The sequence below is a fragment of the Bacillus haynesii genome (assembly GCF_001969855.1).
GTDB classification, from domain to species: Bacteria; Bacillota; Bacilli; order Bacillales; family Bacillaceae; genus Bacillus; species Bacillus haynesii.
The window spans coordinates 91,124-116,887 of sequence record NZ_MRBL01000005.1 but is presented as its reverse complement, the minus strand read 5'-3'; the positions used below and the strand labels follow the sequence as shown (position 1 = coordinate 116,887).

The following is a 25,764-nucleotide window of genomic DNA, read 5'->3' as shown; positions in this document are numbered from 1 at the left end:
AATGGCAAAAATGAAACAAGACAGGCTTACAGGCAAACAAAAAGCGGCCATTCTCATGATATCCTTAGGGCTTGATGTGTCAGCTTCCGTTTACAAGCATTTAACAGATGAAGAAATCGAAAGGCTGACGCTTGAAATATCAAATGTCAGAGCTGTATCACCAGAGAAAAAAGATGAAATTATTCAAGAATTTCATGAAACGGCTGTTGCTCAAGAATATATATCACAAGGTGGCATCCACTACGCCAAGCAGGTGCTTGACAAAGCGCTCGGCGAAGACAAAGCCGCCAGCATTATCAACAGGCTGACATCGTCTCTTCAAGTCAGACCGTTCGATTTTGCCAGAAAAGCGGATCCCGAGCAGATTCTGAACTTTATCCAGCATGAGCATCCGCAGACGATCGCATTGATTCTGTCTTATCTCGATCCCGTGCAATCCGGTCAGATATTGTCAGAGCTGAATCAGGATGTGCAGGCAGAGGTTGCAAGACGGATCGCTGTCATGGACAGGACGTCACCGGAAATCATCAATGAAGTCGAACAGATTCTGGAGCAAAAGCTATCCTCCACATTCACTCAGGACTACACGCAGACCGGCGGCATTGAAGCCGTTGTCGAAGTGTTGAACGGAGTTGACAGAGGTACGGAGAAAACGATCCTTGACGCCCTTGAAATTCAGGATCCTGAGCTTGCCGACGAGATTAAAAAGCGGATGTTCGTCTTTGAAGATATCGTTACGCTCGATAACCGCGCCATTCAAAGGGTTATCCGCGATGTGGAAAACGACGATCTGCTTCTCTCTCTCAAAGTGGCCAGCGAAGAGGTCAAAGACATCGTCTTCAGCAACATGTCGCAGCGTATGGCTGAAACATTTAAAGAAGAAATGGAATTCATGGGCCCTGTGCGTCTGCGTGATGTAGAAGAAGCGCAATCCAGAATCGTAAGCGTCATCCGAAGACTTGAAGAAGCAGGTGAGATCGTAATCGCCAGAGGCGGAGGAGATGATATCATTGTCTAACATTATTAAACAGCGATTATCATCAATACCGCCAAAAGAAAGGCGGACGATTTCATTAAAGGAAGTCAAACTTCCCGAAACAGAAACCGAACTTGATACCGGACAGGATCCGGAATTCCTCCTCGATCATGCCAGACAAGAAGCCGGGAAAATATACAAAAAAGCCAGCGCTGAACTCGAACAGGTCAGACGGCAAATCGAAGAGGAAAGGTTAAGCTGGGAAACAGAACGCGAAGCGCTGATAGACCAGGCGAAACAAGAAGGCTTTCAAGCGGGGTTTGAACAGGGAAAGGCTGAGGCCCGAAGCGCTTATCAATCCTCTTTGGATGAAGCCAATGCCATCGTCAGAGCGGCGAGGCATGACTATGAAGAAAAGATCGAACAATCTTCCGAAGAAATTGTCGAACTTGCCGTGTCGCTGGCTAAAAAAGTTTGGAATCAAAAAGCTGACGACAAAGAAGCTTTTACAGCCCTCGTCAAACAGGTGCTGTCCGAAATGAAGGAGTTCGATGACCTTGCCGTCTATGTGGATCCGGAGTATTACACGGAGATTCAAAGCCACAAAAACGAACTTGAGCAGCTTCTCCAATATGGCGCCCATCTCGCGATATACGCCGATGAAAAAGCGCCGAAAGGAACGTGCTATGTTGAAACGGCTTTCGGAAGAATCGATGCAGGCATCGACACTCAATTACAGCAGCTGAAACAAAAGCTGCTCAGCCTGCTTGAAACGGCAGGTGAAGTCCGTTGATGCTCAAGCAGCTCCTTGAATGTATAGAAACCGCAGACTCCTACAAACGATACGGAAAAGTCAAACAGGCGGTCGGCCTGATGATTGAATCGAAAGGACCTGAATGCTCAATCGGCGATGTCTGCAAAATCTATACAAAAGGTGACGGGCCAAAGGCCATCAAAGCTGAAGTTGTCGGTTTCAAAGACCAAAACATTCTTCTGATGCCATATTTGGAAGCGGCCAATATTGCACCCGGCAGTATTGTCGAAGCGACGGGCGAATCGCTCAGAGTCAAAGTCGGCTCCGGATTGATCGGGCAAGTTGTCGATGCCTTCGGCAATCCGCTCGACGACAGCGCGCTCCCGAAAGGTCTGGCTCAAGTTTCGACAGACCAGGCGCCGCCTAATCCGATGAAAAGGCCGCCGATCAGAGAAAAAATGGCGGTCGGGGTCAGATCGATCGACAGTCTGCTGACCGTCGGAAAAGGACAGCGTGTCGGGATATTCGCCGGAAGCGGCGTCGGAAAAAGCACGCTTATGGGAATGATTGCGAGAGAGACGGCCGCAGACTTGAATGTCATCGCTCTTGTCGGAGAGCGGGGCAGGGAAGTCAGGGAGTTCATAGAGAAAGATCTCGGCGAAGAAGGGCTGAAGCGCACGATCGTTGTAGTGGCTACATCTGACCAGCCGGCATTGATGCGGCTGAAAGCAGCCTATACAGCAACTGCGATTGCCGAGTACTTTCGCGACAAAGGACAAAACGTCATGTTCATGATGGACTCGGTGACAAGGGTTGCCATGGCTCAGAGGGAAATCGGCCTGGCGACGGGCGAACCGCCGACGACGAAAGGTTATACACCCTCGGTGTTCGCTATTTTACCTAAGCTCTTAGAACGAACAGGAACGACGGAAAACGGGTCAATCACTGCTTTCTATACGGTTCTTGTCGACGGCGATGATATGAATGAACCGATCGCCGATACTGTAAGGGGAATCTTGGACGGTCATATCGTTCTTGACCGGAGTCTTGCGAATAAAGGCCAGTTTCCGGCAGTCAACATTTTAAAAAGCATCAGCAGGGTGATGTCGAACATCGCCGAGAAAGACCATATAAGAGCAGCGAACCGGTTCAGGGAAATGCTGTCAACCTATCAAAACTCTGAGGACCTGATCAACATAGGAGCCTATAAAAAAGGGTCCTCCAGAGAAATTGATGAGGCCATCCAATTCCATCCTAAGCTGATCAGCTTCCTCAAGCAGGAAGTGGATGAAGCGGCATCGCTGGAAGAGAGCATTTCCTTATTAAAGAGTCTGACAGGAAGAGAGGATTAAGAATGGCTTATTCATTTAAATTTCAAAAGCTCCTTGAGCTTAAAGAAAATGAAAAAGACCAATCATTCGCTGAATATCAGCACTCAGTTTCCGAATTCGAAAAAGTCGCGGAAAAGCTGTATGAAAGCATGAGCCAAAAAGAAACGCTGGAAAAAAACAAGGAAATCAAGATGCAGACGGGGATGAGCGTTCAGGAAATGCGGCATTATCAGCAATTTGTCACAAATCTTGAAACGACAATCTACCATTATCAAAAGCTCGTCATGATGAAGAGAAATGAAATGAATGAAAAACAGCACGATTTGACGGAAAAAAATATCGAGCTGAAAAAATTTGAAAAAATGAAAGAAAAGCAGTTTGAAATGTATTCGCTGCAAAACAAAGCAAATGAGTTAAAGGAAATGGATGATATCTCCATTGCTCAGTACATAACTCAAGGAAGCTAGGGGTAGAAAAACGATGACCGAAGAAAAAAAAGCCGGTAAATTTCAGACATTTTTGTTTGTCATCGTCATTCCGCTGATCTTTTTAATCGTTGTAGCGTTCGTCGGCATGTGGCTTTTGGGCGTCAATTTCCAGGATGCAGCCTCCAAAATCCCCGTCGTAAAAGAGCTTGTGAAAAACGGCGAGGATCAGGACATAGATCACGCAGCAAAGCAGCAGGAGAACAAAGCTGAAAAGCTCCAAAAGACGATCGATGAACAAAAAAGCGAAATCGAAACGCTGACGAGTGACTTAAAAACGAGTGATCAAGAGATTAAAAGGCTGAAACAAAAAATCAGCTCGCTCGAAAAAACGGCAAAAGATGAAAAAGAGCAGGATGAAAAGAACGCAGAAGGTCAAGGAGACGGAAAAGTCGTCAAAATTTATGAAAGCATGCAAAGCAATAAAGCTGCAAAAATTTTAAGCGAATTAAAAGAAGAAGAGGCAATCAACATTTTAGATTCTTTAAGCAAAAAGAAAGTGACTGAGATCCTCTCAAAAATGTCTCCTGATAAAGCGGCTCTATTCACAGAAAAACTTGTGAAAAACGAGGCGAAAAACGAAAAGAAAAAAGAAGGGGGGGAATAGCTTGAGGCTTTTTGACGCAATCTCCTTTGATGCCAAGCCTGCGGTGGAAACCGCATCTGCAAAAACGAGCAGGACGCCACTGGGCGCACTCTTTCAGAATGTGCTCCAGAAGGAAAACAGCTCACTTTCCCCTTTTCAAAAGGGAGAAGAGCCTTCTCAGGATACGCCGTTAGAAGGGCTTTTGCATGAACTGAAGCAATGGCTTTCAAGTAATGAAGGCGGCTCTTTCAATGAAGACTGGCTGAATTCCCTCAAGCAGCTTGAAGAGCTGAATGCATCTCCGGATGAACTGGCATTGGCAGAACAGCTGTTGCAGCAAATAAAAGAGCTCCTTAAAAATGCCGACCTGCCTGGACAATCAGGCAAAACGGCTGATGCTATTGAAGCTTTGCCTGCCGACGACAGCGGGACAGAAGAGCCGAAACTGCCTGACCCGCAAATTCTCGGTCAGATTCAGCAGCTGCTCGCTGTGATCGTAAATGAAAATCAACCGTCACTAAAAACTTCGCAAATCGCAGAATTATTGAAACAGGCGCCGGAATTTCTCGCCGCTCTTCAGACAAAGGCGGGAACAGAAGGGCTGATTGATCAACTTAAACGCCAGTTTTTCACGAAAGATCCGAGCGAGTCGCAGCTTTTGTCCATGTCAAACGCTGAGCTGAAAAGCTTGAAAAGTTTAATGGAGCAGATGATGAACGCAAACGCTGAACCGGATCAAAAAGAGTGGAAAATGGCGGAAAGCGAACTGAAGGCAATGCTCATGAGTAAAAAAAACGATGTCTCTCTTTCTGAGAAGCCGTTGTCCTTTGTTTTGAACGGAAGGGAAATTCAAACTGAAGGAAAGCAAGGCCAAAAGGAACAGCCGATTCAATCCTCTGTACTGGCCAATCATCGGACAGGCGCAGTGCTGATCCAGGGTCTCCAGACCTTGGCGGCAGAGGAATCTTCCGCTCAGCCGAAAAGCTTTTCAGAACAAATTCTCAGCTCATGGAAACAGGCGAAGTATACGCCGTTCGGCAGATCGACAGGCAGTTTCACGATCCGTCTGAATCCTGAAAATCTTGGTTTTATCACGATCAAGCTCGTCAAACAGCACGGGATGTTTTCGAGCAAAATCATCGCATCGACCCAGTCGGCCAAAGAGCTGCTCGAACACAATCTCGCGCACCTTAAACAGGCGCTGCCCAACATGTCTGTGCAAATTGACCGCTTCGGTGTACCGCTTCAAAACAGCGATCAGACTTTCGGACAGCTGGCGGACGAACAGAAAAATCAGCATCAGCCGAAGCAAGATCAGCAAAAAGAGCAGGAAAATGAGGATTTTCAGGAGTTTCTGGATGAGCTTATCGAGACTCGATCACTGGACAGCGAGGAGGAGATCTAATGCCTGACACTTCAATTGATACAAGAACTGCCATAGGGACAACAAACACGAAATCGACGACATCCGATTTTTTATCCGAAGCAAAAAAAGCCGAAAAAGCAGGGAGCGGCTCCAATCTTGGCAAGGATGAATTTTTGAAACTGCTCATGAAACAACTGCAGTACCAAGACCCCTTAAATCCGATGGAAGACCGTGAATTCATTGCGCAAATGGCGACCTTTTCAAGCCTTGAGCAACTAACGAATCTGAACACAACGATGTCGGCGTTCGTCGGACTTCAGGACCCGATGACGATGTATGTCAGCTGGATCGGAAAAGAAGTTACCTATGAAGGCGAAGACAGCGAAGAAAAAACGGCGCTCGTCAAATCAGTTAAAAGCTCAGACGGACAGTATCTGCTTGTCCTTGACGATGGAACCGAAGTCAATCCGTGGAATGTGACGGCGGTAAGCCATTCTGATAAATAAAAACAGACAATTCAGGGAGGAATAATTATGTTACGTTCACTATACTCAGGAATCAGCGGCATGAAAAACTTTCAGACAAAGCTTGATGTCGTCGCAAACAACATCTCGAATATCAATACGGCAGGCTATAAGAAAAGCCGGGTTACGTTTAAAGATATTGTCAGTCAGCAGCTTTCCGGCGCGTCGTCGTCTACTGCAAATCGCGGCTCTGTCAACGGCCAGCAGGTCGGACTCGGTGCAACGATCGGATCGATCGATATCATTCACACAAACGCAGCGCCTTCAACAACCGGCCGCCAGCTTGATATGACCATTACAGGAGACGGCTACTTCCGCGTCGGATCTGGAGATGAAGTGTACTACACAAGGTCCGGTAACTTCTACCGATCTGATGAAGGTGACCTCGTCACTGTTGACGGGCTGTTCGTCTTAACGGCCAATAATGAAAGAATTAATATCCCGCAAGACGCGCAAAGCTTCAGCATCGCACCTGACGGAACCGTGTCTTATGTCGATCAAAACAACGAGAACCAGACCGCCGGCCAGATCTCGCTCGCGACATTCAACAACACATCCGGTTTAACAAAAACGGGGGACAACCTTTACCGCGAAACATTGAGTTCGGGAGATCCGCAAGTCGTTGTGCCTGGGGAAGACGGCTCAGGAAAGCTTCAAACGAGTGCGCTTGAAATGTCGAACGTCGACCTTTCAGAAGAATTTTCCGAAATGATTATCGCGCAGCGCGGCTTCCAGTCCAATGCGAAAATCATTACCACCTCTGATGAAATTCTTCAGGAACTCGTCAATCTGAAGCGATAGGAGGGAAGGAGGCGTCCTCGTGAAGGCGCCTCTTGATAACACATGATCAAAGTTACGCGATTAAACGGACAGCCCTTTATTCTGAATGCACTATTCATTGAGCAAATTGAATGTTTTCCGGATACGACAATTACGCTGTCCAACGGAAAAAAGTTTGTTGTCAAAGAAGATGAAGATACAGTTGTGGATACAATCGTGTCATTCTATCAAAAAATCCAAATACTTTCTTGTGACCAAAGAATTGAGGAATCTGAATGAATAAAAAACTTCTAGGAATTATGCTGACGATTATTCTGGCAATTGCTGTGTTGGGAACCGCTGCGTTCTTTGTCATCAATGGAAGCGCAAGTGAAAAAGATCAAAATGCTGAACCTTCGATCGATGAAGTGGTCGAATCTTCAGTTGAAGTCGCCGAAATCACGACAAACTTGAAATCAGACAATGTGGTTCGTTTGTCAATCAAGCTTGAAACCGATTCGAAAGAGGCGAAAGAAGAGCTTGAAAAGCGGGATTTCCAAATTAAAGATTCAGTCATCTCGCTTTTGGCGAACACGAACGCAGATGAGCTTGAAGGACAAAAAGGAAAAGAAAAATTTAAAGAACAGCTGAAAGAAAAGCTGAACAAGAACTACATGAAAGAGGGAAAAGTGAAAACTGTATACATTACCTCCTTTAATCTGCAGTAGGAACATAGATGACAGAACCATGGAGGTGAAAACAGATGGCAGGAGAAGTGCTCTCCCAAAATGAAATCGATGCACTGCTTTCAGCGATATCGACCGGTGAAATGGACGCCGACGAGCTGAAAAAAGAAGAGTCCGTTAAAAAAGTAAAAGTCTATGACTTTAAACGGGCGCTCCGCTTTTCAAAGGATCAAATCCGCAGCTTGACAAGGATTCATGATAACTTTGCAAGGCTGCTAACGACTTATTTCTCGGCTCAGCTGAGAACCTATATCCAGATCTCGGTCAGCTCGGTTGACCAGGTTCCGTATGAGGAATTCATCAGGTCCATTCCGAATATGACGATCCTTAATCTGTTTGAGGTTCGCCCTCTTGAAGGAAGAATCATGATGGAGATCAACCCGACCATCGCCTATACGATGATGGACCGGGTGATGGGCGGGATTGGCTCGAGCCACAACAAAATTGACAGCATGACGGAAATTGAGACGAAAATCATGTCCAATTTATTCGAAAGCTGCCTCACGAATTACAAAGATGCGTGGGAATCCATCACGGAAATCGAGCCGGAAATGTCCGATTTTGAAGTGAATCCGCAGTTTGTGCAAATGGTATCGCCGAATGAGACGGTCGTTGTCATTTCGCTGAACACGCAAATAGGAGACATCAGCGGGGTTATCAACCTGTGCATCCCGCACGTCGTCTTGGAACCGATCATTCCTAAGCTTTCCGTTCACTACTGGATGCAATCAGACAGAATTGAACCAAAACCGGAGGAAACAAAGTCGATAGAAAAGCGGATTATGACGGCGCAAATTCCAATTGTCGCAGAACTCGGATCATCGGAATTAACCATTGAAGAGTTTTTAAATTTAGAAATTGGAGATTGTATCACTTTGGACAAATCAGTAGCAGAACCTCTTACTGTTTTGGTCGGAGATAAACCGAAATTTCTAGCACAAGCCGGCCGAATGAATCGAAAGACTGCGATTCAAATTCTAGATCACGACATAAGAGGTGAAGAATATGGAGAATAACAATAGGTTATCACAGGATGAAATTGATGCGCTGCTTAAAGGCGGCGATGATACGGCTCAAGAGCAGCCGGAATCAGGGTTGTCCCTGATGGAAAAGGATACGATCGGGGAAATCGGAAACATTTCCTTTGGGAGCTCTGCAACAGCTTTGTCCACTTTATTGAATCAAAAAGTCGAAATTACAACGCCGACTGTTTCGGTGATTGAAAAAAGCCATTTAAATGATGAGTTCCCGCACCCGTATGTTTCAATCGGTGTGAGCTATACGGAAGGTTTTTCAGGAAACAATCTTCTCGTCATCAAGCAGGAAGATGCCGCGATCATTGCTGATTTGATGATGGGGGGAGACGGGACGAACGCAGATCCGTCGCTTGGCGAAATTCATCTAAGCGCCGTTCAAGAAGCGATGAACCAAATGATGGGTTCCGCAGCGACGTCGATGTCCACCGTCTTCAGCAAGAAGATTGATATTTCTCCGCCGGAAGTTGACCTTCTTGATGTAAATGAAGGGGAAGGGACAGAGCAAATTCCGAAAGAGGACCCGCTCGTCAAAGTATCTTTCAGACTAAAAGTCGGAGATCTGATCGATTCGCATATTATGCAGCTTTATCCGCTGACCTTTGCAAAAGACCTGATTGATGAATTAACAAATCAGGACGGCGGAGAAGAGCCTGTGCAGACTGAAGAGACACAGCCGCCCGTACAGGAAAAGCCGGCGCCTAGTCCGAGTCCGGCACCTGCTCAGACACAGAGACAGGAACCTGCGCCTAAACGGCAGGGGACGGCAAAAGTTTCAGAGCCTGTGCAGGTGGCACCGGCAGAGTTTCAATCCTTTGCCCCTCAGACTGAAGCGCAGCCGCACCTTCAAAACCTTGACATGCTCATGGATATTCCTTTGTCCGTCACAGTCGAACTGGGGAGGACAAACCGCAGCGTCAAAGAGGTGCTTGAACTGTCAACCGGCAGTATCATTGAGCTTGACAAACTCGCCGGTGAGCCTGTCGACATCCTGGTCAACCAGCGCGTCGTTGCCAAAGGCGAAGTCGTCGTCATAGACGAAAACTTCGGCGTCAGGGTGACAGACATTTTAAGTCAGGCGGAACGAATCAGCAAATTACGATAATAACAGATTGATTGGAGAGATTAATAATGGCTTACAAGATTTTAGTAGTTGATGATGCAGCATTTATGAGAATGATGATTAAAGACATTTTGGTGAAAAACGGCTTTGAAGTCGTCGCAGAAGCGCAAGACGGAGCACAGGCTGTTGAAAAATATAAAGAGCATTCACCTGATCTTGTCACAATGGATATCACGATGCCGGAAAAAGACGGAATCACGGCTCTTAAAGAAATCAAGGAAATCGATCCGCAGGCAAAAATCATCATGTGTTCGGCAATGGGCCAGCAATCGATGGTTATCGACGCCATCCAGGCGGGAGCGAAAGACTTTATCGTCAAACCGTTCCAGGCTGACCGCGTCATGGAAGCGATCAATAAAACGCTAAGCTAAAGGGTGTACAACTTGTTTAAGAAACCTCTTATTTTCATAGCCGGCCTTTGTCTATCTGCCTTTTTCGTTTTGCCGTATGCTCCGGCTCTCGCAGAGGAATCGGGGGACCAGACCGTTGATCATCTGTTTGAGCAAAAAGGTGCGGGCAAAGAGAAAGAAAAAGAAAAAGCAAAAGACAAAGACAAAACCGAGGAAAAAAGTTCTCTTAAGGAAGAGGCGGAGACCGAACCCCCGTCTCCTTCCGTTTCCATATTTGATTTTGTGAAAATGATCGGCGCGTTACTGTTTGTCATTTTTCTGATCTATGCTTTGGTCAAATTCATGAATAAACGCAACCGCCTGCTAAAACCCTTCCAGTATGTCGAAAACATCGGCGGGACTTCGCTCGGACAAAACAAGTCCGTACAGCTGATTAAAGTAGGGAACAGGGTGCTGGTCGTCGGTGTCGGCGAAAATATCCAGCTGCTGAAAGAGATCGATGATGAAAAGGAATATAAAGAAATTCTCACGCAGCATGAAGCTGCGATGAACAGCAAGATTGAATGGCAGAAATGGATGGATCAAGTCAAAGTTCCAGGCGTGCAAAAACAAAGCGGCACGGCATCTTTTTCCGAGTCGTTAAAAGCACAGCTCGCGGAACTGAAACAAAATCGCGCAGAAGGCAGAAAGAAAGGCCAAAATCAACATGAATGAGTTTATGGATTTATTTAATTCTAGCGATGCGGCAAATGTCAGCGCCAGCGTTCGGCTCTTGCTGCTTTTGACAGTATTTTCGATCGCTCCGGGGATCTTGATCCTGATGACGTGTTTCACAAGGGTTGTCATCGTATTGTCCTTTGTCCGGACATCGCTGGCAACACAGTCAATGCCCCCAAACCAGGTGCTGATCGGACTTGCACTGTTCCTGACATTTTTCATTATGGGGCCGACTTTTTCAGAGATTAATAAAGAAGCGCTGACGCCATTAATGAACAATAAAATCACCTTGGATGAAGCTTACACAAAAGCGGAAGCCCCGATCAAAACATTTATGAGCAAGCATACAAGACAGAAAGATCTGGCTTTATTTATGAATTACGCAAAGATGGAAACGCCTGAATCCATCGATGATATTCCGCTCTCAACAATGGTTCCCGCGTTTGTCATCTCAGAATTGAAAACCGCGTTTCAAATGGGATTTATGATATTTATACCGTTTCTGATTATCGATATGGTTGTGGCAAGTGTTTTGATGTCGATGGGGATGATGATGCTTCCGCCGGTCATGATTTCACTGCCGTTTAAGATTTTGCTGTTTGTGCTTGTAGATGGCTGGTATTTAATCGTTAAATCTTTGCTGCAAAGCTTTTAGAGTAGGTGCTAATACATGAATTCAGAATTTGTTATATCGATGGCTGAAAGGGCTGTATACGTTACATTGCTTATCAGCGGGCCGCTTTTGGCGCTCGCTCTTCTCGTCGGACTGATCGTCAGCGTTTTTCAGGCAACCACCCAAATACAGGAACAGACTCTTGCATTCATTCCTAAAATCGTCGCCGTTTTGGTCGGACTCGTCGTTTTCGGTCCATGGATGCTGTCGACGATTTTGTCATTCGCGACTGAGCTGTTCTCTAATTTAAACCGTTTTGCAGGGTAGTTTTAACATGTCAATAATCGAATCATTTCCAGCCTTTTTACTTGTGTTTGTCAGAATTACAGCATTCTATGTAACGGTGCCTCTATTTTCTTATCGGACAATTCCGGCCGTTCATAAAATAGGTTTTGCATTTTTTCTTGCGCTCGTCAGTTTTCAGGCGATTGAAAAGCCTCCTCAGCTTGATGTTGACGGAGTTTACATGATGTTAGCCATGAAGGAAGCGCTCATCGGGCTTCTGCTTGGGCTGATCGCCTACATGATGATCTCAGCCGTTCAAATCGCCGGATCATTCATTGATTTTCAAATGGGATTTGCGGTGGCGAATGTGATCGATCCTCAGACAGGGGCGCAAAGCCCGCTTGTCGGCCAGTTTTTATATACGATGGCGCTGCTTCTCATGCTGAGTCTGAATGCGCATCATCTCCTGCTTGACGGGATTTATTACAGCTATCAATACATTCCGGTCGACAAGATGGCGCTGTCGTTTGGAAGCGAAGGGTTTGCCGAGTTTATTGCAAAAAGCTTTAACACGATGTTTATTACAGCATTTCAATTGTCTGCGCCTGTTGTGGCTTGTTTGTTTTTAGTCGATCTGGCATTGGGGATTGTGGCGAGAACGGTGCCGCAGCTCAACGTGTTTGTCGTCGGTCTTCCTTTGAAAATCGCGATCACCTTTATCATGCTCATCATCTGCATGGCCGTTATGTTCAGCATGATGCAGCACGTCTTCGAATTTGCCATTCGGACAATGAGAGATCTATTAACTTTGCTTGGGGTGGCATGATGAAGCAGACGTTGGATTTGCAATTTTTCGCAGGTGAAAAAACGGAAAAAGCGACGCCGAAAAAACGGCGGGAAAGCAGAAAAAAAGGTCAGGTTGCCAAAAGTGCAGATGTCAATACAGCGGTCACACTTCTCATCGTGTTTTTATCCTTTTTATTCATCGGACCTTTTATGAGAGACCGCCTGCTCGCCCTGATCGAAAAGTATTACAAAGAGTTGATCACGATGAAGGTGTCAGTCGCCAATATTCCCGGCCTGTTTCAAAGTATTGTGCTTGAATCGGGCCTCATCATGGCACCGCTTTTGCTGACAGCCGTCGTCTCCGGGGTATTGAGCAACTATTTGCAAGTCGGGTTTTTATTTGCCCCTGAAGCGATCAAGCCTGATTTGAAAAAGCTTGACCCGCTTAAAGGATTCAAGCGGATTTACAGCATCAGGGCGATTGTTGAACTGCTTAAATCGATTTTAAAAATCGTGATTGTCGGCGGCGTGACATTCGCCGTTCTCTGGCTGAACTTCGACAAAATCCTCAGAATCCCGGCGCTGTCCGCGGGCGAGGCTTTGTCATATGTCGGCTGGCTCACCTTTTTAATGGGGGTTTCCGCTGCAGTCGCATTGATTTTTCTCGCGGTGCTCGATTACCTCTATCAAAAATTCGATTATGAGAAAAATATTCGAATGTCGAAACAGGACATCAAAGACGAATACAAAAAAACCGAAGGCGATCCTCTGATCAAGTCGAAGATCAAGCAGAAGCAAAAGGAAATGGCGATGCGCCGCATGATGCAGGAAGTGCCAAAAGCGGATGTCATCATCACGAACCCGACCCATTACGCCGTCGCACTGAAATATGACGAAAACAAAATGGATGCGCCGTTTATCCTCGCAAAAGGGGTCGATCTGATGGCTCTGAAAATCCGGCAGATCGCCAAAGAACACGATGTCATGACGGTCGAGAACAGACCTTTGGCGAGGGCGCTCTATGACCAGGTTGAGATCGACCAGGCCGTTCCGGAAGAATTCTTTAAGGCCGTTGCCGAAATCCTGGCCTATGTTTACAAAACAAAGCAAAAAATCTAGTGAATTTTTCAGTTTTAAAAGGAGAGAAACAGCATGTCTGCAAGAGATTTATCTATTTTATCCGGCGTTGTCCTCATCGTGGCAATGCTTATCATACCCTTTCCAACATGGATGTTGAGCATCTTAATTATCGTTAATATTTCTCTTGCGTTAATCGTGCTTCTCACCACAATGAACATGCAAGAACCGCTGCAATTTTCGATTTTTCCTTCTTTGCTGCTCCTCTTGACGCTGTTCCGTCTCGGGCTGAATGTATCGACGACGCGTTCGATTCTGTCCAACGGAGATGCGGGGAAAGTAGTCGAGACGTTCGGGTCTTTCGTTGTCGGCGGAAACGTTTTGGTCGGTCTCGTTGTCTTTATCATTTTGATCATTATCCAATTTATCGTCATAACGAAAGGGGCGGAACGGGTATCTGAAGTTGCTGCCAGGTTCACCCTCGACGCCATGCCGGGGAAACAGATGAGCATTGATGCCGATTTGAATGCCGGAATGGTGACCGAGCAGGAAGCGAAAGTGCGCCGCGAGAAGGTGGCGCGTGAAGCCGACTTCTACGGCGCGATGGATGGAGCGAGCAAATTCGTGAAAGGGGATGCGATCGCAGGGATCATCATCGTCCTTATCAACGTCCTTTTCGGAATTGTCATCGGCATGCTGCAAAAACAAATGAGCATTCAGGAAGCCGCTTCACACTTTACGCTCTTGTCTGTAGGTGACGGAATCGTATCTCAGCTGCCTGCGCTCTTGATATCAACGGCGACGGGTATCGTCGTGACAAGAGCAGCATCGGAGGGAAACCTCGGCCACGATATTACAGGCCAGCTGTTTGCCTATCCAAAGCTTTTGTATGTCACGGCGGGAACGATTTTCCTGCTCGGGATTTTCACGCCGATCGGTATTCTCCTGACAGGCCCTCTGGCTCTTCTTCTCGCCATCGGCGGCTATATGCTCTCCAAAGCCGGTGAAGAGAAGGAAAAAGTGGAGGATATCCTTGAGGAAGAAGCTGAAGTGGACGAATTAAAAAGCCCCGAAAGCGTTGTCCATCTGCTCGATATTGACCCGATTGAATTTGAATTCGGCTACGGATTGATTCCGCTTGCAGATGCAAATCAGGGCGGCGACCTATTGGACAGGATCGTCATGATCAGGCGCCAGCTCGCACTTGAACTCGGGCTCGTCATTCCGGTCGTCAGAATCAGGGATAACATCGCTCTTCAGCCGAACGAGTACAGGCTCAAAATTAAAGGAAACGAAGTCGCGAAAGGCGAGCTTCTCCTCGATCACTTTTTGGCGATGTCTCCGACAGGCGAAGACGATCAGATCGAAGGGATTGACACGATCGAACCATCCTTCGGCCTCCCGGCTAAATGGATACCTGAATCTCAGAAAGATCAGGCCGAAATGCTCGGATATACGGTTGTCGATCCGGCTTCAGTCGTGTCGACCCATATTACAGAGCAGGTGAAAAAACACGCCCATGAACTGATCGGCAGACAGGAAACGAAACAGCTGATCGACCACTTGAAAGAATCTTATCCTGTACTGGTCGAAGAGGTCTCGCCGAATCCGCTGTCTGTCGGTGATATTCAGAAAGTGCTGGCAAAACTTCTGAAAGAAAAAGTATCGATCAGGAACTTGGTGACAATCTTTGAAACGCTGGCCGACTACGGAAAGCTGACGACGGATTCAGATATGCTGACCGAGTACGTAAGACAGGCTCTTGCCAAGCAGATCACCGCCCAATATGCGAAGGAAAATGAGACGCTGAAAGTGGTGACTTGTTCGGGCCGCGTCGAAAAGGCCGTGGCCGAAGGAATTCAGCAGACTGAACACGGCAACTTTTTATCTCTTGAACCTGCGTTATCCGAAAATATCATTCAATCTGTAGCAAGAGAAATCGAACAGCTCTCATTAAGGCAGGAAGTGCCGATCCTTCTATGTTCGCCGCCTGTCAGAATGTATGTCAAACAGCTGCTTGAGCGCTATTTCCCTGATCTGCCGGTTCTTTCCTATAACGAATTGGAAGCCAATGTAGAAGTTCAAAGCATCGGAGTGGTGGATATTCCATGAAAATCAAAAAATTTGTAGCTGGTTCTATGCAGGAAGCCACAAAACAAATTATACAGGAGCTCGGAAATGACGCCGTAATCTTGAATTCTAAAAAGATTCAAACAAGAAAATTTCTCGGCTTTGTGAAAAAAAACGGGGTTGAAGTGATCGCGGTTGTCGACCAGGACTTTTCCGACGCAAGGAAGCCGGAGCGGCAAAAGCCCGTTGTCAGTGAACAAAGCCCTTCGCCTGTCCCGCAGCCGGACCACCTTGATTTGGCAAGCCAAGTGAAAGAGCTGAAAGAACTGCTGGAAATGCGGCAGCATGAGCAGCCTGTTGATGTGCTGCCTGAGCCGCTGAAAAAGGCGGACCAGCTCCTGGCAAAGCAAGGGGTATTGCCGGCCATCCGTACGAAAGCGCTCGGCCGGTTGGTCAGCACTTCTTTAAGAAACGGCGAAGAGTGGACGGATGAAAAGGCACTGGCGCACTTAACAGATGCTTTGGCCGATCTTCTTCCCGTCAATCAGGAGCAGGACGTGGCGATTCATTCGCAATATATCGTGCTCTTCGGATCGACCGGAGTCGGCAAAACGACGACATTGGCAAAACTCGCCGCTTCTTCTGTGCTGGAAAAGCAGAAAAAAATCGCTTTTATCACGACGGATACGTACCGGATTGCAGCGGTTGAACAGCTCAGGACATATGCCGAGCTTTTGAATGCACCGCTCGAGGTGTGCTACACGAAAGAAGAATTTAAAGCGGCCCAGCAAAAGTTCGCCGATTTTGACCACGTCTTCATCGATACGGCGGGCCGGAATTTCAAAGACGGGAAATATGTCAGGGAGCTGACGGAAATCATTCCGTTTGAGCGTAAGATACAGGCGTTTCTCGTTATGTCCGCGACAAGCAAGTACGAGGATATGAAGGAGCTCATTAAGCAGTTCTCAAGCATTCCGATCGATCAGTTGATATTCACGAAAGTGGACGAAACCGATTCATTGGGAAGCGTCATGAATCTGCTTGCCGAATCAAGAATCGGCCTCGGCTATATTACAAACGGACAAAATGTTCCGGAAGATATTCGCTACTTGTCAAATGCATCATTTGTTAGACTGCTTACGGGGTGTTGAACATGGATCAGGCAGAAAGCTTACGAAGGCGGATGGGGCAGCGCTTCGCCGAACCGCCCGCCGCTATCGCTCATCCAAAAGCGAAAACGCTCGCTGTCATGAGCGGAAAAGGAGGCGTCGGGAAGTCGAATGTATCGCTGAATACGGCTCTCGCCTTCTTGGAAAAAGGAAAGAGCGTGCTGTTGATCGATCTTGATGTCGGTATGGGGAACATCGATATTCTGATCGGCCGGCAATCGCTTTACACCGTGATGGATCTCCTCCAGCAAAAAATGCCGTTTGAGCGCGCCTTGTCAGCCGGCCCGCGAGGCCTTCAATACATTTCGGGCGGAACGGGGCTGGATGCGATGTTCGAATTGAACAGGGAAAACTGGACGTTTTTTCTGAAGGAATTGACGAGGGCTTTGACAAGCTTTGATTATGTCATATTTGACATGGGAGCGGGGCTGTCAAAAGATCAGCTGCCATTCGTCCTGTCAGCGGATGAAATTCTGGTCGTCACCACACCGGAGCCGACATCCATCATGGACGCTTACAGCGCGATCAAGCATTTGGCATTAACCGGACGCGATCTTCAGCTGAAAGTCGTTGTCAATCGCTGTACAACCCAAAAAGACGGAATTTCTGCCTTTCTCCGCCTTTCCAATACGGTAAACGCTTTTTTACAGCAAAAGCTTGCATATGCAGGGCCGATTCCTGAGGATCCCCTGGTATCAAGAGCCGTTGTGGAGCAGCAGCCGTTTCTGATGAAGAATCCGCGTTCAAAGCCGAGCAGGGCGGTTTACCTGCTGGCAGAATCGCTGCTTCATAACGGCAGAACGGAAGTTGGCGAAAACCGGTCCTTTATCGATAAATTATCTTCATTCCTGAGGAGGGGCAATACATTATGATTCGTGTTCTTGTCGTTGACGACTCTGCTTTTATGAGAAACATGATCACCAAGTTTTTAACATCCAATCACGAGATTGCTGTAGCAGGAACGGCGAGAAACGGCGAGGAAGCGCTCCAAAAAATCAAGGAGCTCCGTCCGGACGTGATCACATTGGATATTGAAATGCCTGTGATGAACGGAAAAGAAACATTGAAAAGGATCATGGCAAGCGATCCAGTTCCGGTTGTCATGGTATCGAGCCTTACGCAGCAAGGGGCGGATATCACGATCGAATGTCTTGAACTCGGGGCGATCGATTTCGTCGCGAAGCCGTCGGGTTCGATTTCAATTGATTTATATAAAGTAAGAGACATGCTGATTGAGAAAGTTTTGACAGCAGGACGGGTGAAACTGAAAGGCCGGCCTGTTCCGATGTCAAAGCCCGCCATCGAGACGGCGAAGCAGCCGCTGGTGAGCGGCAGCGATTCAGTCCGCTTTCGGGCTGGAAAACAGCTCGTCTGCATCGGTACATCGACTGGGGGACCGAGGGCGCTGCAAAGAGTGCTTCCCAAGCTTCCTAAAACGTTGAAGGCGCCTGTTTTTGTCGTTCAGCACATGCCAAAGGGGTTTACGGCCTCATTAGCGAACAGGCTGAACCACCTCTCAGAAGTAACCGTGAAGGAGGCTGAAAACGGTGAGAGAGCGAAAGACGGCTGGGTTTACATTGCACCCGGAGGGAAAAACATGGCGGTCGGCCTTGAAAAGGGCGAATTGGTGATCACGCTTGATGACCGCGATACAGAAAGCCGCCACAAGCCTTCTGTTGACTACTTGTTCCAATCCCTGGCCTCACTTCGAGAGTTTGAAAAAATCGCCGTCATTATGACGGGGATGGGAAGCGACGGAACAGAAGGCGTAAAAGGCCTTTTGAAACATGGAAGCGGAACGGTGATCGCCGAAGCAGCCGAGTCGTCCGTCGTTTTCGGAATGCCGAAATCGGTCATTAACAACGGGCTTGCAAACGACATCAAGCATGTTGATGAGATTGCCGCAGCCATTATGACGTATATGAAAAAAGAGAGGGCGTGACTCATATGGATATGAATCAATATTTAGACGTCTTTATTGAAGAAAGCAGAGAACATTTGCAAACCTGTAACGAAAAATTGCTCGAACTCGAAAAAAATCCTACAGACCTGCAGCTTGTCCATGATATTTTCAGAGCGGCTCATACCTTGAAAGGGATGAGCGCAACGATGGGCTATGAAGACATGGCTCATTTAACGCACAGTCTGGAAAACGTGCTGGACGCGATCCGGAATGAAGAAATGACCATCACGTCAGAGTGGATGGACGTCATGTTTGAAGCGCTCGATGACCTTGAAGCGATTGTCCTTTCGATCATCGAAGGGGGCGACGGCAAAAGAGACGTTTCCGAAGTCTGTGCCAAGCTTGATGTGACAGGCGCAAACAAGGAGACAGCCGCATCGGCAGAAGCGCCTGAAGCGGCATCTTCCGAAACGAAATGGGCCTATGACGAATTTCAGCGGACGGTCATCGCCGAAGCTGAGGAACAAGGTTTTAAATGTTACGAAATCAATGTTGCATTGAAAGAGGACTGTCTGTTGAAGGGCGTTCGGGTGTACATGGTATTTGAGCAGCTGAACGAAATCGGCGAAGTCGTTAAAACGATTCCGGAAACGGAAGTCCTTGAATCGGAAGATTTTGATTCCGAATTCGTCGTTTGCTTTTTAAGCAAACACGGGGAAGAAGAGATTTTCAACAAAATCAACGGCGTTTCCGAAATCGAAAAAATAGAAGTGACCGAGCTGAAAAACGATTTTTCGGCACAGGAAGAAGCGAAGCCTGCCGCACCTGAAAAGCAAACCGCACCGAAAGAGGCGGAGAAAAAACCGGCGAAGCAGCCTGACGGCAACAAAGAAGCGGCGAAACCTGCAGCAGGCGGCGGAACGAAGACGATCCGCGTCAACATCGACCGCCTCGATTCATTAATGAACCTGTTTGAGGAGCTGGTCATTGACAGGGGGCGCTTAGAGCAGATCGCTAAAGAGCTTGAACACGGCGAATTAACGGAAACCGTCGAACGGATGACAAGAATTTCAGGCGACCTGCAATCGATCATCCTCAATATGAGAATGGTTCCGGTTGAAACGGTATTCAACCGCTTCCCGCGCATGGTCCGCCAGCTGACAAAAGAATTAAATAAAAAGATCGAGCTGTCGATTTTCGGGGCGGAAACAGAGCTTGACAGAACGGTAATAGACGAAATCGGTGATCCGCTTGTCCACCTCTTGAGAAACAGCCTTGATCACGGGATCGAAGCGCCTGAAGTCAGGGTGAAAAACGGTAAACCTGAAACGGGTCAAGTCCGCCTGAAAGCATACCACAGCGGAAACCACGTCTTTATCGAGGTGGAGGATGACGGCGCCGGCATCAACCGCAAAAAGGTGCTCGAAAAAGCGCTTGAGCGCAATGTCATTACTGAACGCGACGCCGAAACGATCGAAGATCATGAAATCGACGCACTCATTTTTGCGCCGGGATTCTCAACCGCAGATCAAATCTCGGATATTTCAGGACGCGGGGTTGGCTTAGACGTTGTCAAAAGCAAACTGGAATCATTGGGCGGTTCTGTCAGCATCAAATCGAGCGAAGGCGAAGGTTCGCTTTTCTCCATTCAGCTTCCGCTTACACTGTCGATCATATCGGTGCTGTTAGTCAAACTTGAAAATGAAACGTTTGCGATTCCGATTTCTTCTATTATAGAAACGGCTGTCATCGATAAGAAAGATATACTTCAGACGCACGATCGCGAAGTGATCGACTTCAGGGGCCATATCGTACCGGTGGTTTACCTGAAAGAACAGTTTAATGTTGAGGATTCTTCAGATGATCTTGATCAGCTTCACGCCATCGTCGTGAAAAAAGGGGACAAGCTGACGGCATTTGTTGTCGACTCCTTTATCGGCCAGCAGGAAGTCGTATTAAAATCACTCGGCGATTATTTAACAAACGTCTTTGCCATTTCCGGCGCGACGATTTTGGGAGACGGACAAGTAGCCCTGATCATCGACTGCAACGCCCTTATTAAATAGAAAGCGAAAGGAGAGCGATCCTCTTGACCACACAGACTACCACCGGTGAAAAAATGATTGTGTTCAAAGTAAATCATAAAGAGTATGCCATCTCTGTATCCGAAGTGATGTCCATTGAAAAATGGCAGCAGCCAACAAGGGTGCCGGGAGTGGAACCGTATATTTGCGGCGTCATTAATTTGAGAGGTGTTGTCACACCTGTCATCGATTTAAGAAAGCGGATTGAAGCGCCTGGAGATACGATTACAGATGAAACGAGAATCATCATCATCACCCATCAGGACATTGAAGTCGGCTGGGTGGTGGATGAAGCGAACGACGTCATCACCGTCGAGGAAGAGGAAATTGAATCGGCTCCCGAAACGGTAGGAAAAGACGGCAGGCAATGGATTAAAGGCATCGTCAAGCAAGGGTCCAGACTTCTCAATCTGATTGACTCTGAAGCTGTTTTAAACCGGAAGTCGAGCCTTGCCGCCGCTTCTGAAAATGTGAAGAAATAAGGAGCCAATGATGAGCGTATTTAACGGAATTAGAGAAGAGCATCTTGATATATTGCGGGAAGTCGGGAATATCGGAGCGGGCCATTCCGCTTCCGCCCTGGCTCTGTTGCTGAACAGGAAAATCGAAATGGAAGTGCCGTTTGTCAAGCTGATGTCGTTTGATGAGCTTGTCAACCTATTCGGCGGTGCAGACCTTCCTGTCGCAAGCATCTTTTTGCGCATGGAAGGGGATTTTCCTGGTTCTATGTTCGTGATCATGCCTTTTTCAGAGGCCGAGCAGCTGATCAGGGAGCTTGTCGGCAATCCGGAATTCGAGATTGACAGCATGACGCCGAACGATATCGGAGCCTCTGCCCTGCATGAACTCGGAAACATTATGGCGGGATCTTATTTGACCGCTCTCGCTGATTTAACAAACCGGCAAATGTACCCGAGCGTCCCTGAACTGACGCTTGATATGTTTGGAGCCGTCATCAGCGAAGGACTGATCGAACTCAGCCAAGTCGGAGACCAGGTCATCGTGATCGACAACTCCATTTTTGACGAGGAGCACAACCGGAAAGTTAAAGCGCATTTGTTCCTTCTGCCGGACTATGATTCTTTTGAAAAGCTCTTTCATGCATTGGGTGCAGCGCTATGAAAATCTTAGAAAAAGAAACATCGATTATCAGAGTGGGAATTGCCGATGTAAAAATTGTCCGCACGCCCGACAAGATCAGGACATCGGGTCTCGGCTCGTGTGTCGGGCTCGTGCTTTATGATTTGGAAGCAAAGACGGCCGGTCTCGTCCACGTCATGCTTCCCGACTCTTCCTTATCCAAGACGCCGGACATCAACGTGGCAAAATACGCGGACACAGCTGTCGAAGCAACGGTCAAGATGCTGCTTGAAGCCGGATGCCGAAAATACGCTTTGAAAGCAAAAATGGCCGGAGGAGCCGAAATGTTTAAATTTAAGATGACAAACGATTTGATGAAAGTCGGGCCAAGAAATGTGCTTGCGATTAAAAAACATCTATCTCTCTTAAATATTCCGATTGTAAGCGAGGATACAGGCGGAAATAGCGGAAGGACGATCGAGTTCGATCCGCAGTCAGCTGAACTTGTCATCCGGACAGTTAAACAAGGTGTAACGACGATTTAATATGCAATATAGGGGGATAAAGATGCAATCCTTGAACTATGAAGATCAGATGCTTTGGTCGCGGTGGAAAGAATGGAAAGATCCTCAGGCAGGCGATGATTTAATCCGCCGCTATATGCCGCTTGTGACATATCATGTCGGCCGGATAGCCGTCGGCTTGCCCAAGTCCGTTCATAAAGACGATTTGGTCAGCCTTGGCATGCTGGGTTTGTATGATGCCCTTGAAAAATTTGATCCGGGAAGGGATTTGAAGTTTGATACATACGCTTCCTTCAGAATCAGAGGCGCTATTATCGACGGCCTTCGCAAAGAAGACTGGCTTCCAAGAACATCCCGTGAAAAAACGAAGAAAGTGGAAGCTGCGATCGAAAAGCTCGAACAGCGTTACTTAAGAAATGTTTCGCCGAGCGAAATCGCCGCTGAGCTGGGAATGAGCGAACAAGACGTCGTGACCACAATTAATGAAGGTTTCTTTGCGAACCTCCTTTCAATTGATGAGAAGCTTCACGACCATGAAGACGGGGAGAACGTCCAGGTGATGATAAGGGACGACAAAACGAGCACGCCTGAAGAAAAAATGCTCAAAGACGAACTGATTTCCCAGCTTGCAGAAAAAATAAACGAGCTTTCAGAAAAAGAGCAGCTCGTGATCAGCTTATTCTATAAAGAAGAGCTGACACTGACGGAAATCGGACAGGTTTTGAATTTGTCGACTTCCCGCATTTCACAGATTCACTCCAAGGCGCTTTTGAAATTGAAGCATCTGCTGGATAAAGTGGTACAATAACATGTAAGCTGCCGGCATGAAACCGGCAGCATTTTTTAAGCGTCCGACGGGAAGTCTTTTTTTGATTAAATTTCATGGTTAGCGAGTGAAAAATATGTCAACAATATTATGGCTTGTGAGCTTTACGCTCCACGGTATATTGATTTATTTCGTCATCATTCTGAATACGAGGCTCAGCGCTTTTAAGGCCGCGGAGAAAGAGCAAAAACAGCTTTTGGAAGAAACCGAGAATACATTGACCGCTTTCTTGATGGAGTTAAAAGACGAAAATGAAAAACTCGTTCAGGAGATTCGGGCGAATGCCGAAGAAAAGCCGCAAAGACCGCAAACACAGCCTGACATTCCTGCTCAAACCCCCGTCCTTCCGGAAGCGGACGAATCGCGCGATCTGCCGCTTCACATCGAAGCGATGATCAATGAGGTGGAGCAGGAAGAGGATGAGCTCAATCAAAAGGAGCAAGAAGCATCCATATCCTATGAAGAAGAAGCTCTCGCATTATATGAAAAGGGGCTCTCTCCGGAGGAAATCGCAAGACAGCTGAAAAGCGGGAAAACAGAAATCGAGCTTTTCTTAAAATTTCGCGGAAAGCTGAAAAACGATTCTTGATTGTCGAGAAAGCTTATGTTATATTATTTCTTGGTGTTAATTACACACGCTTAACGATTTATGCAAGCGGTGCTGTGCAATCTCGTGCAGTCCTGCATAAAAATGACCTAAGCGGAGGAAAAAAACCATTATATTAGGAGGAAATAACACATGTCAGTCATTTCTATGAAGCAATTGCTTGAAGCTGGTGTTCACTTCGGCCACCAAACGCGCCGCTGGAACCCAAAAATGAAGCGTTACATCTTCACGGAGCGTAACGGAATCTACATCATCGATCTTCAAAAAACAGTCAAAAAAGTTGAAGAAGCATACAACTTCACGAAAAACCTTGCAGCTGACGGAGGAAAAATCCTTTTCGTCGGTACGAAAAAGCAAGCTCAAGACTCTGTTAAAGAAGAAGCGGAACGTTCTGGAATGTACTATGTCAACCAACGCTGGCTTGGCGGTACATTAACAAACTTTGAAACGATCCAAAAGCGTATCAAACGCCTTAAAGATATTGAAAAAATGCAGGAAAACGGCACATTTGACGTACTTCCTAAAAAAGAAGTCGTTCAATTGAAAAAAGAATTAGAGCGTCTTGAAAAATTCCTCGGCGGAATCAAAGAAATGAAAGAACTTCCTGACGCACTGTTCATCATCGATCCTCGTAAAGAGCGCATCGCGGTTGCAGAAGCGCGCAAGCTGAACATTCCGATCATCGGAATCGTTGACACAAACTGCGATCCTGATGAAATCGATGTTGTCATCCCTGCGAACGATGACGCCATCCGCGCTGTTAAATTGCTGACTTCTAAAATGGCAGATGCCATCCTTGAAGCAAAACAAGGTGAAGAAACAGCTGAAACAGAAGCGAAAGAAGCAGAAACAACTGAAACAACAACTGCTTAACCTGGTCAAAAGGTGATAAGGGGGTCTGCCTTTTATCACCTTTTTTTTCACCAGATCAACATTTACATATTTTGTTTGATATATAAGGAGGAAATCAAAAATGGCAATTACTGCACAAATGGTAAAAGAGCTTCGCGAAAAAACTGGCGCAGGCATGATGGACTGCAAGAAAGCGTTAACTGAAACTGACGGCAACATGGAAAAAGCGATCGATCTTCTAAGAGAAAAAGGAATCGCAAAGGCTGCCAAAAAAGCTGACCGCATCGCAGCTGAAGGTTTGACTTTGATCAAAACCGACGGCAACACAGGCGTTATTCTTGAAGTGAACTCTGAAACGGACTTCGTTGCGAAAAACGAAGGCTTCAAAGAGCTTTTGAACGACCTGGCTGACCACATTCTTGCTGAAAACCCTGAAAGCGTTGAAGCTGCTATGGCCCAAAAAATGGCTAACGGTTCAACTGTAGAAGAATACATCACAAGCGCGGTTGCTAAAATCGGAGAAAAAATCACGCTTCGCCGCTTCACTGTCCTGACAAAAGGCGATGACGCTGCATTCGGCGCATACCTGCACATGGGCGGAAAAATCGGCGTATTGACTGTCCTTAACGGCACAACTGACGAAGAAACAGCAAGAGACATCGCGATGCATGTTGCAGCTGTAAATCCTCGCTTCATTTCCCGCGACCAAGTGTCAGAAGAAGAAGCGAACCGCGAGCGCGAAATCTTGACTCAGCAGGCGCTTCAAGAAGGCAAACCTGAAAACATCGTTGCAAAAATGGTTGAAGGCCGCCTGAACAAATACTTCGAAGAAATCTGCCTGCTTGATCAAGCATTCGTTAAAAACCCGGATGAAAAAGTGAAACAGGTCGTTGCTGCGAAAAACGCAACAGTTGAAACATTCGTCCGCTACGAAGTTGGAGAAGGTATCGAAAAACGCCAAGAAAACTTTGCTGAAGAAGTTATGAACCAAGTGAAAAAATAAGATTGAAAAGCGCTTGCCTTAAAACACACGGCAGGTTCTTTTCAAGGAGAATAGGGGACACAATTTGTGTCCCTATTTTTAAAACAGTTTACAAACCTTTTTTTCTCTTGCATAATAAATAACGGCAAGCATGC

30 protein-coding genes are annotated in these 25,764 nt (G+C 46.9%); all 30 read left to right on the top strand.

From position 1 onward, the window contains the following. The first annotated feature begins 1 nt into the window (after window position 1). The gene (gene fliG, locus BTA31_RS05210; RefSeq protein ID WP_043926372.1) at window positions 2-1,018 is read left to right on the top strand and encodes a flagellar motor switch protein FliG; all 1,017 of its coding nucleotides are present in this window, start codon (window positions 2-4) and stop codon (window positions 1,016-1,018) included. Continuing rightward, window positions 1,002-1,769, top strand: a complete 768-nt coding sequence (gene fliH / locus BTA31_RS05205) for a flagellar assembly protein FliH (protein ID WP_076789514.1) — start codon at window positions 1,002-1,004, stop codon at window positions 1,767-1,769. The genes fliG and fliH overlap by 17 nt, the downstream gene beginning before the upstream one ends. After that, window positions 1,769-3,082, top strand: a complete 1,314-nt coding sequence (gene fliI, locus BTA31_RS05200; protein WP_043926374.1) for a flagellar protein export ATPase FliI — start codon at window positions 1,769-1,771, stop codon at window positions 3,080-3,082. The genes fliH and fliI overlap by 1 nt, the downstream gene beginning before the upstream one ends. 2 nt (window positions 3,083-3,084) lie before the next feature. Next, entirely contained in the window at window positions 3,085-3,528 is a 444-nt protein-coding gene (gene fliJ / locus BTA31_RS05195) for a flagellar export protein FliJ (RefSeq protein WP_003181776.1), read from the top strand. Window positions 3,529-3,541: 13 nt separating this feature from the next. Then, the gene (locus BTA31_RS05190) at window positions 3,542-4,153 is read left to right on the top strand and encodes a MotE family protein (RefSeq protein WP_076789510.1); all 612 of its coding nucleotides are present in this window, start codon (window positions 3,542-3,544) and stop codon (window positions 4,151-4,153) included. Between the two features lies 1 nt (window position 4,154). Continuing rightward, the gene (locus BTA31_RS05185; protein ID WP_076789507.1) at window positions 4,155-5,537 is read left to right on the top strand and encodes a flagellar hook-length control protein FliK; all 1,383 of its coding nucleotides are present in this window, start codon (window positions 4,155-4,157) and stop codon (window positions 5,535-5,537) included. Beyond that, window positions 5,537-6,004, top strand: a complete 468-nt coding sequence (gene flgD, locus BTA31_RS05180) for a flagellar hook assembly protein FlgD (RefSeq protein WP_023857206.1) — start codon at window positions 5,537-5,539, stop codon at window positions 6,002-6,004. Before BTA31_RS05185 ends, flgD begins: the two co-directional genes overlap by 1 nt. Before the next feature lie 27 nt (window positions 6,005-6,031). Then, a complete protein-coding gene (flgG, locus tag BTA31_RS05175) occupies window positions 6,032-6,823 on the top strand; it encodes a flagellar basal body rod protein FlgG (RefSeq protein WP_043926377.1) in 792 nt (263 codons plus the stop codon). Between the two features lie 42 nt (window positions 6,824-6,865). Continuing rightward, window positions 6,866-7,081, top strand: coding sequence for a swarming motility protein SwrD (swrD, locus tag BTA31_RS05170; protein WP_003181786.1), 216 nt, complete (start codon window positions 6,866-6,868; stop codon window positions 7,079-7,081). After that, on the top strand, window positions 7,078-7,509 hold the full coding sequence (fliL, locus tag BTA31_RS05165) for a flagellar basal body-associated protein FliL (protein ID WP_076789504.1): 432 nt from the start codon (window positions 7,078-7,080) through the stop codon (window positions 7,507-7,509). The genes swrD and fliL overlap by 4 nt, the downstream gene beginning before the upstream one ends. A gap of 35 nt (window positions 7,510-7,544) precedes the next feature. After that, window positions 7,545-8,543 (top strand): flagellar motor switch protein FliM, encoded by a 999-nt coding sequence (gene fliM / locus BTA31_RS05160; protein ID WP_043926379.1) that lies wholly within the window; start codon window positions 7,545-7,547, stop codon window positions 8,541-8,543. Next, window positions 8,533-9,666, top strand: a complete 1,134-nt coding sequence (gene fliY / locus BTA31_RS05155) for a flagellar motor switch phosphatase FliY (protein WP_076789501.1) — start codon at window positions 8,533-8,535, stop codon at window positions 9,664-9,666. Before fliM ends, fliY begins: the two co-directional genes overlap by 11 nt. Before the next feature lie 26 nt (window positions 9,667-9,692). Beyond that, complete coding sequence (locus BTA31_RS05150; protein WP_003181796.1) at window positions 9,693-10,055, top strand: response regulator; 363 nt, start codon at window positions 9,693-9,695, stop codon at window positions 10,053-10,055. Window positions 10,056-10,067: 12 nt separating this feature from the next. After that, entirely contained in the window at window positions 10,068-10,748 is a 681-nt protein-coding gene (fliZ, locus tag BTA31_RS05145; RefSeq protein WP_043926381.1) for a flagella biosynthesis regulatory protein FliZ, read from the top strand. Next, entirely contained in the window at window positions 10,741-11,406 is a 666-nt protein-coding gene (gene fliP / locus BTA31_RS05140) for a flagellar type III secretion system pore protein FliP (protein ID WP_043926382.1), read from the top strand. The genes fliZ and fliP overlap by 8 nt, the downstream gene beginning before the upstream one ends. A gap of 15 nt (window positions 11,407-11,421) precedes the next feature. Beyond that, window positions 11,422-11,691, top strand: a complete 270-nt coding sequence (gene fliQ / locus BTA31_RS05135) for a flagellar biosynthesis protein FliQ (protein ID WP_003181801.1) — start codon at window positions 11,422-11,424, stop codon at window positions 11,689-11,691. 7 nt (window positions 11,692-11,698) lie between these two features. Then, window positions 11,699-12,475 (top strand): flagellar biosynthetic protein FliR, encoded by a 777-nt coding sequence (gene fliR, locus BTA31_RS05130; RefSeq protein WP_043926383.1) that lies wholly within the window; start codon window positions 11,699-11,701, stop codon window positions 12,473-12,475. Beyond that, window positions 12,475-13,554 carry a flagellar biosynthesis protein FlhB gene (gene flhB, locus BTA31_RS05125; protein WP_076789498.1) on the top strand — a complete coding sequence of 360 codons (1,080 nt, stop codon included), beginning with the start codon at window positions 12,475-12,477 and terminating at the stop codon, window positions 13,552-13,554. The genes fliR and flhB overlap by 1 nt, the downstream gene beginning before the upstream one ends. A 33-nt stretch (window positions 13,555-13,587) precedes the next feature. Next, window positions 13,588-15,624, top strand: a complete 2,037-nt coding sequence (flhA, locus tag BTA31_RS05120) for a flagellar biosynthesis protein FlhA (RefSeq protein WP_076789492.1) — start codon at window positions 13,588-13,590, stop codon at window positions 15,622-15,624. Next, window positions 15,621-16,733, top strand: a complete 1,113-nt coding sequence (flhF, locus tag BTA31_RS05115) for a flagellar biosynthesis GTPase FlhF (RefSeq protein ID WP_076789488.1) — start codon at window positions 15,621-15,623, stop codon at window positions 16,731-16,733. Before flhA ends, flhF begins: the two co-directional genes overlap by 4 nt. Before the next feature lie 2 nt (window positions 16,734-16,735). Beyond that, on the top strand, window positions 16,736-17,623 hold the full coding sequence (locus BTA31_RS05110) for a MinD/ParA family protein (RefSeq protein WP_076789485.1): 888 nt from the start codon (window positions 16,736-16,738) through the stop codon (window positions 17,621-17,623). Next, entirely contained in the window at window positions 17,620-18,693 is a 1,074-nt protein-coding gene (locus BTA31_RS05105; RefSeq protein WP_076789482.1) for a protein-glutamate methylesterase/protein-glutamine glutaminase, read from the top strand. The genes BTA31_RS05110 and BTA31_RS05105 overlap by 4 nt, the downstream gene beginning before the upstream one ends. 5 nt (window positions 18,694-18,698) lie before the next feature. Beyond that, the gene (locus BTA31_RS05100; RefSeq protein ID WP_043926388.1) at window positions 18,699-20,720 is read left to right on the top strand and encodes a chemotaxis protein CheA; all 2,022 of its coding nucleotides are present in this window, start codon (window positions 18,699-18,701) and stop codon (window positions 20,718-20,720) included. Window positions 20,721-20,743: 23 nt separating this feature from the next. Continuing rightward, complete coding sequence (locus BTA31_RS05095; RefSeq protein WP_003181816.1) at window positions 20,744-21,220, top strand: chemotaxis protein CheW; 477 nt, start codon at window positions 20,744-20,746, stop codon at window positions 21,218-21,220. Between the two features lie 10 nt (window positions 21,221-21,230). Further along, window positions 21,231-21,860: a chemotaxis protein CheC gene (locus tag BTA31_RS05090; RefSeq protein WP_003181818.1), complete on the top strand. Its 630-nt coding sequence runs from the start codon at window positions 21,231-21,233 to the stop codon at window positions 21,858-21,860. After that, a complete protein-coding gene (locus BTA31_RS05085) occupies window positions 21,857-22,363 on the top strand; it encodes a chemotaxis protein CheD (protein WP_003181820.1) in 507 nt (168 codons plus the stop codon). The genes BTA31_RS05090 and BTA31_RS05085 overlap by 4 nt, the downstream gene beginning before the upstream one ends. A 22-nt stretch (window positions 22,364-22,385) precedes the next feature. Next, window positions 22,386-23,150 (top strand): FliA/WhiG family RNA polymerase sigma factor, encoded by a 765-nt coding sequence (locus BTA31_RS05080; protein WP_003181822.1) that lies wholly within the window; start codon window positions 22,386-22,388, stop codon window positions 23,148-23,150. A 94-nt stretch (window positions 23,151-23,244) separates the two neighbouring features. Next, window positions 23,245-23,757 (top strand): DUF6115 domain-containing protein, encoded by a 513-nt coding sequence (locus BTA31_RS05075; protein ID WP_076789727.1) that lies wholly within the window; start codon window positions 23,245-23,247, stop codon window positions 23,755-23,757. A 150-nt stretch (window positions 23,758-23,907) separates the two neighbouring features. Next, window positions 23,908-24,648 carry a 30S ribosomal protein S2 gene (gene rpsB / locus BTA31_RS05070; protein WP_043926390.1) on the top strand — a complete coding sequence of 247 codons (741 nt, stop codon included), beginning with the start codon at window positions 23,908-23,910 and terminating at the stop codon, window positions 24,646-24,648. Window positions 24,649-24,748: 100 nt separating this feature from the next. Beyond that, on the top strand, window positions 24,749-25,630 hold the full coding sequence (tsf, locus tag BTA31_RS05065; protein ID WP_043926391.1) for a translation elongation factor Ts: 882 nt from the start codon (window positions 24,749-24,751) through the stop codon (window positions 25,628-25,630). Window positions 25,631-25,764 lie beyond the last annotated feature (134 nt).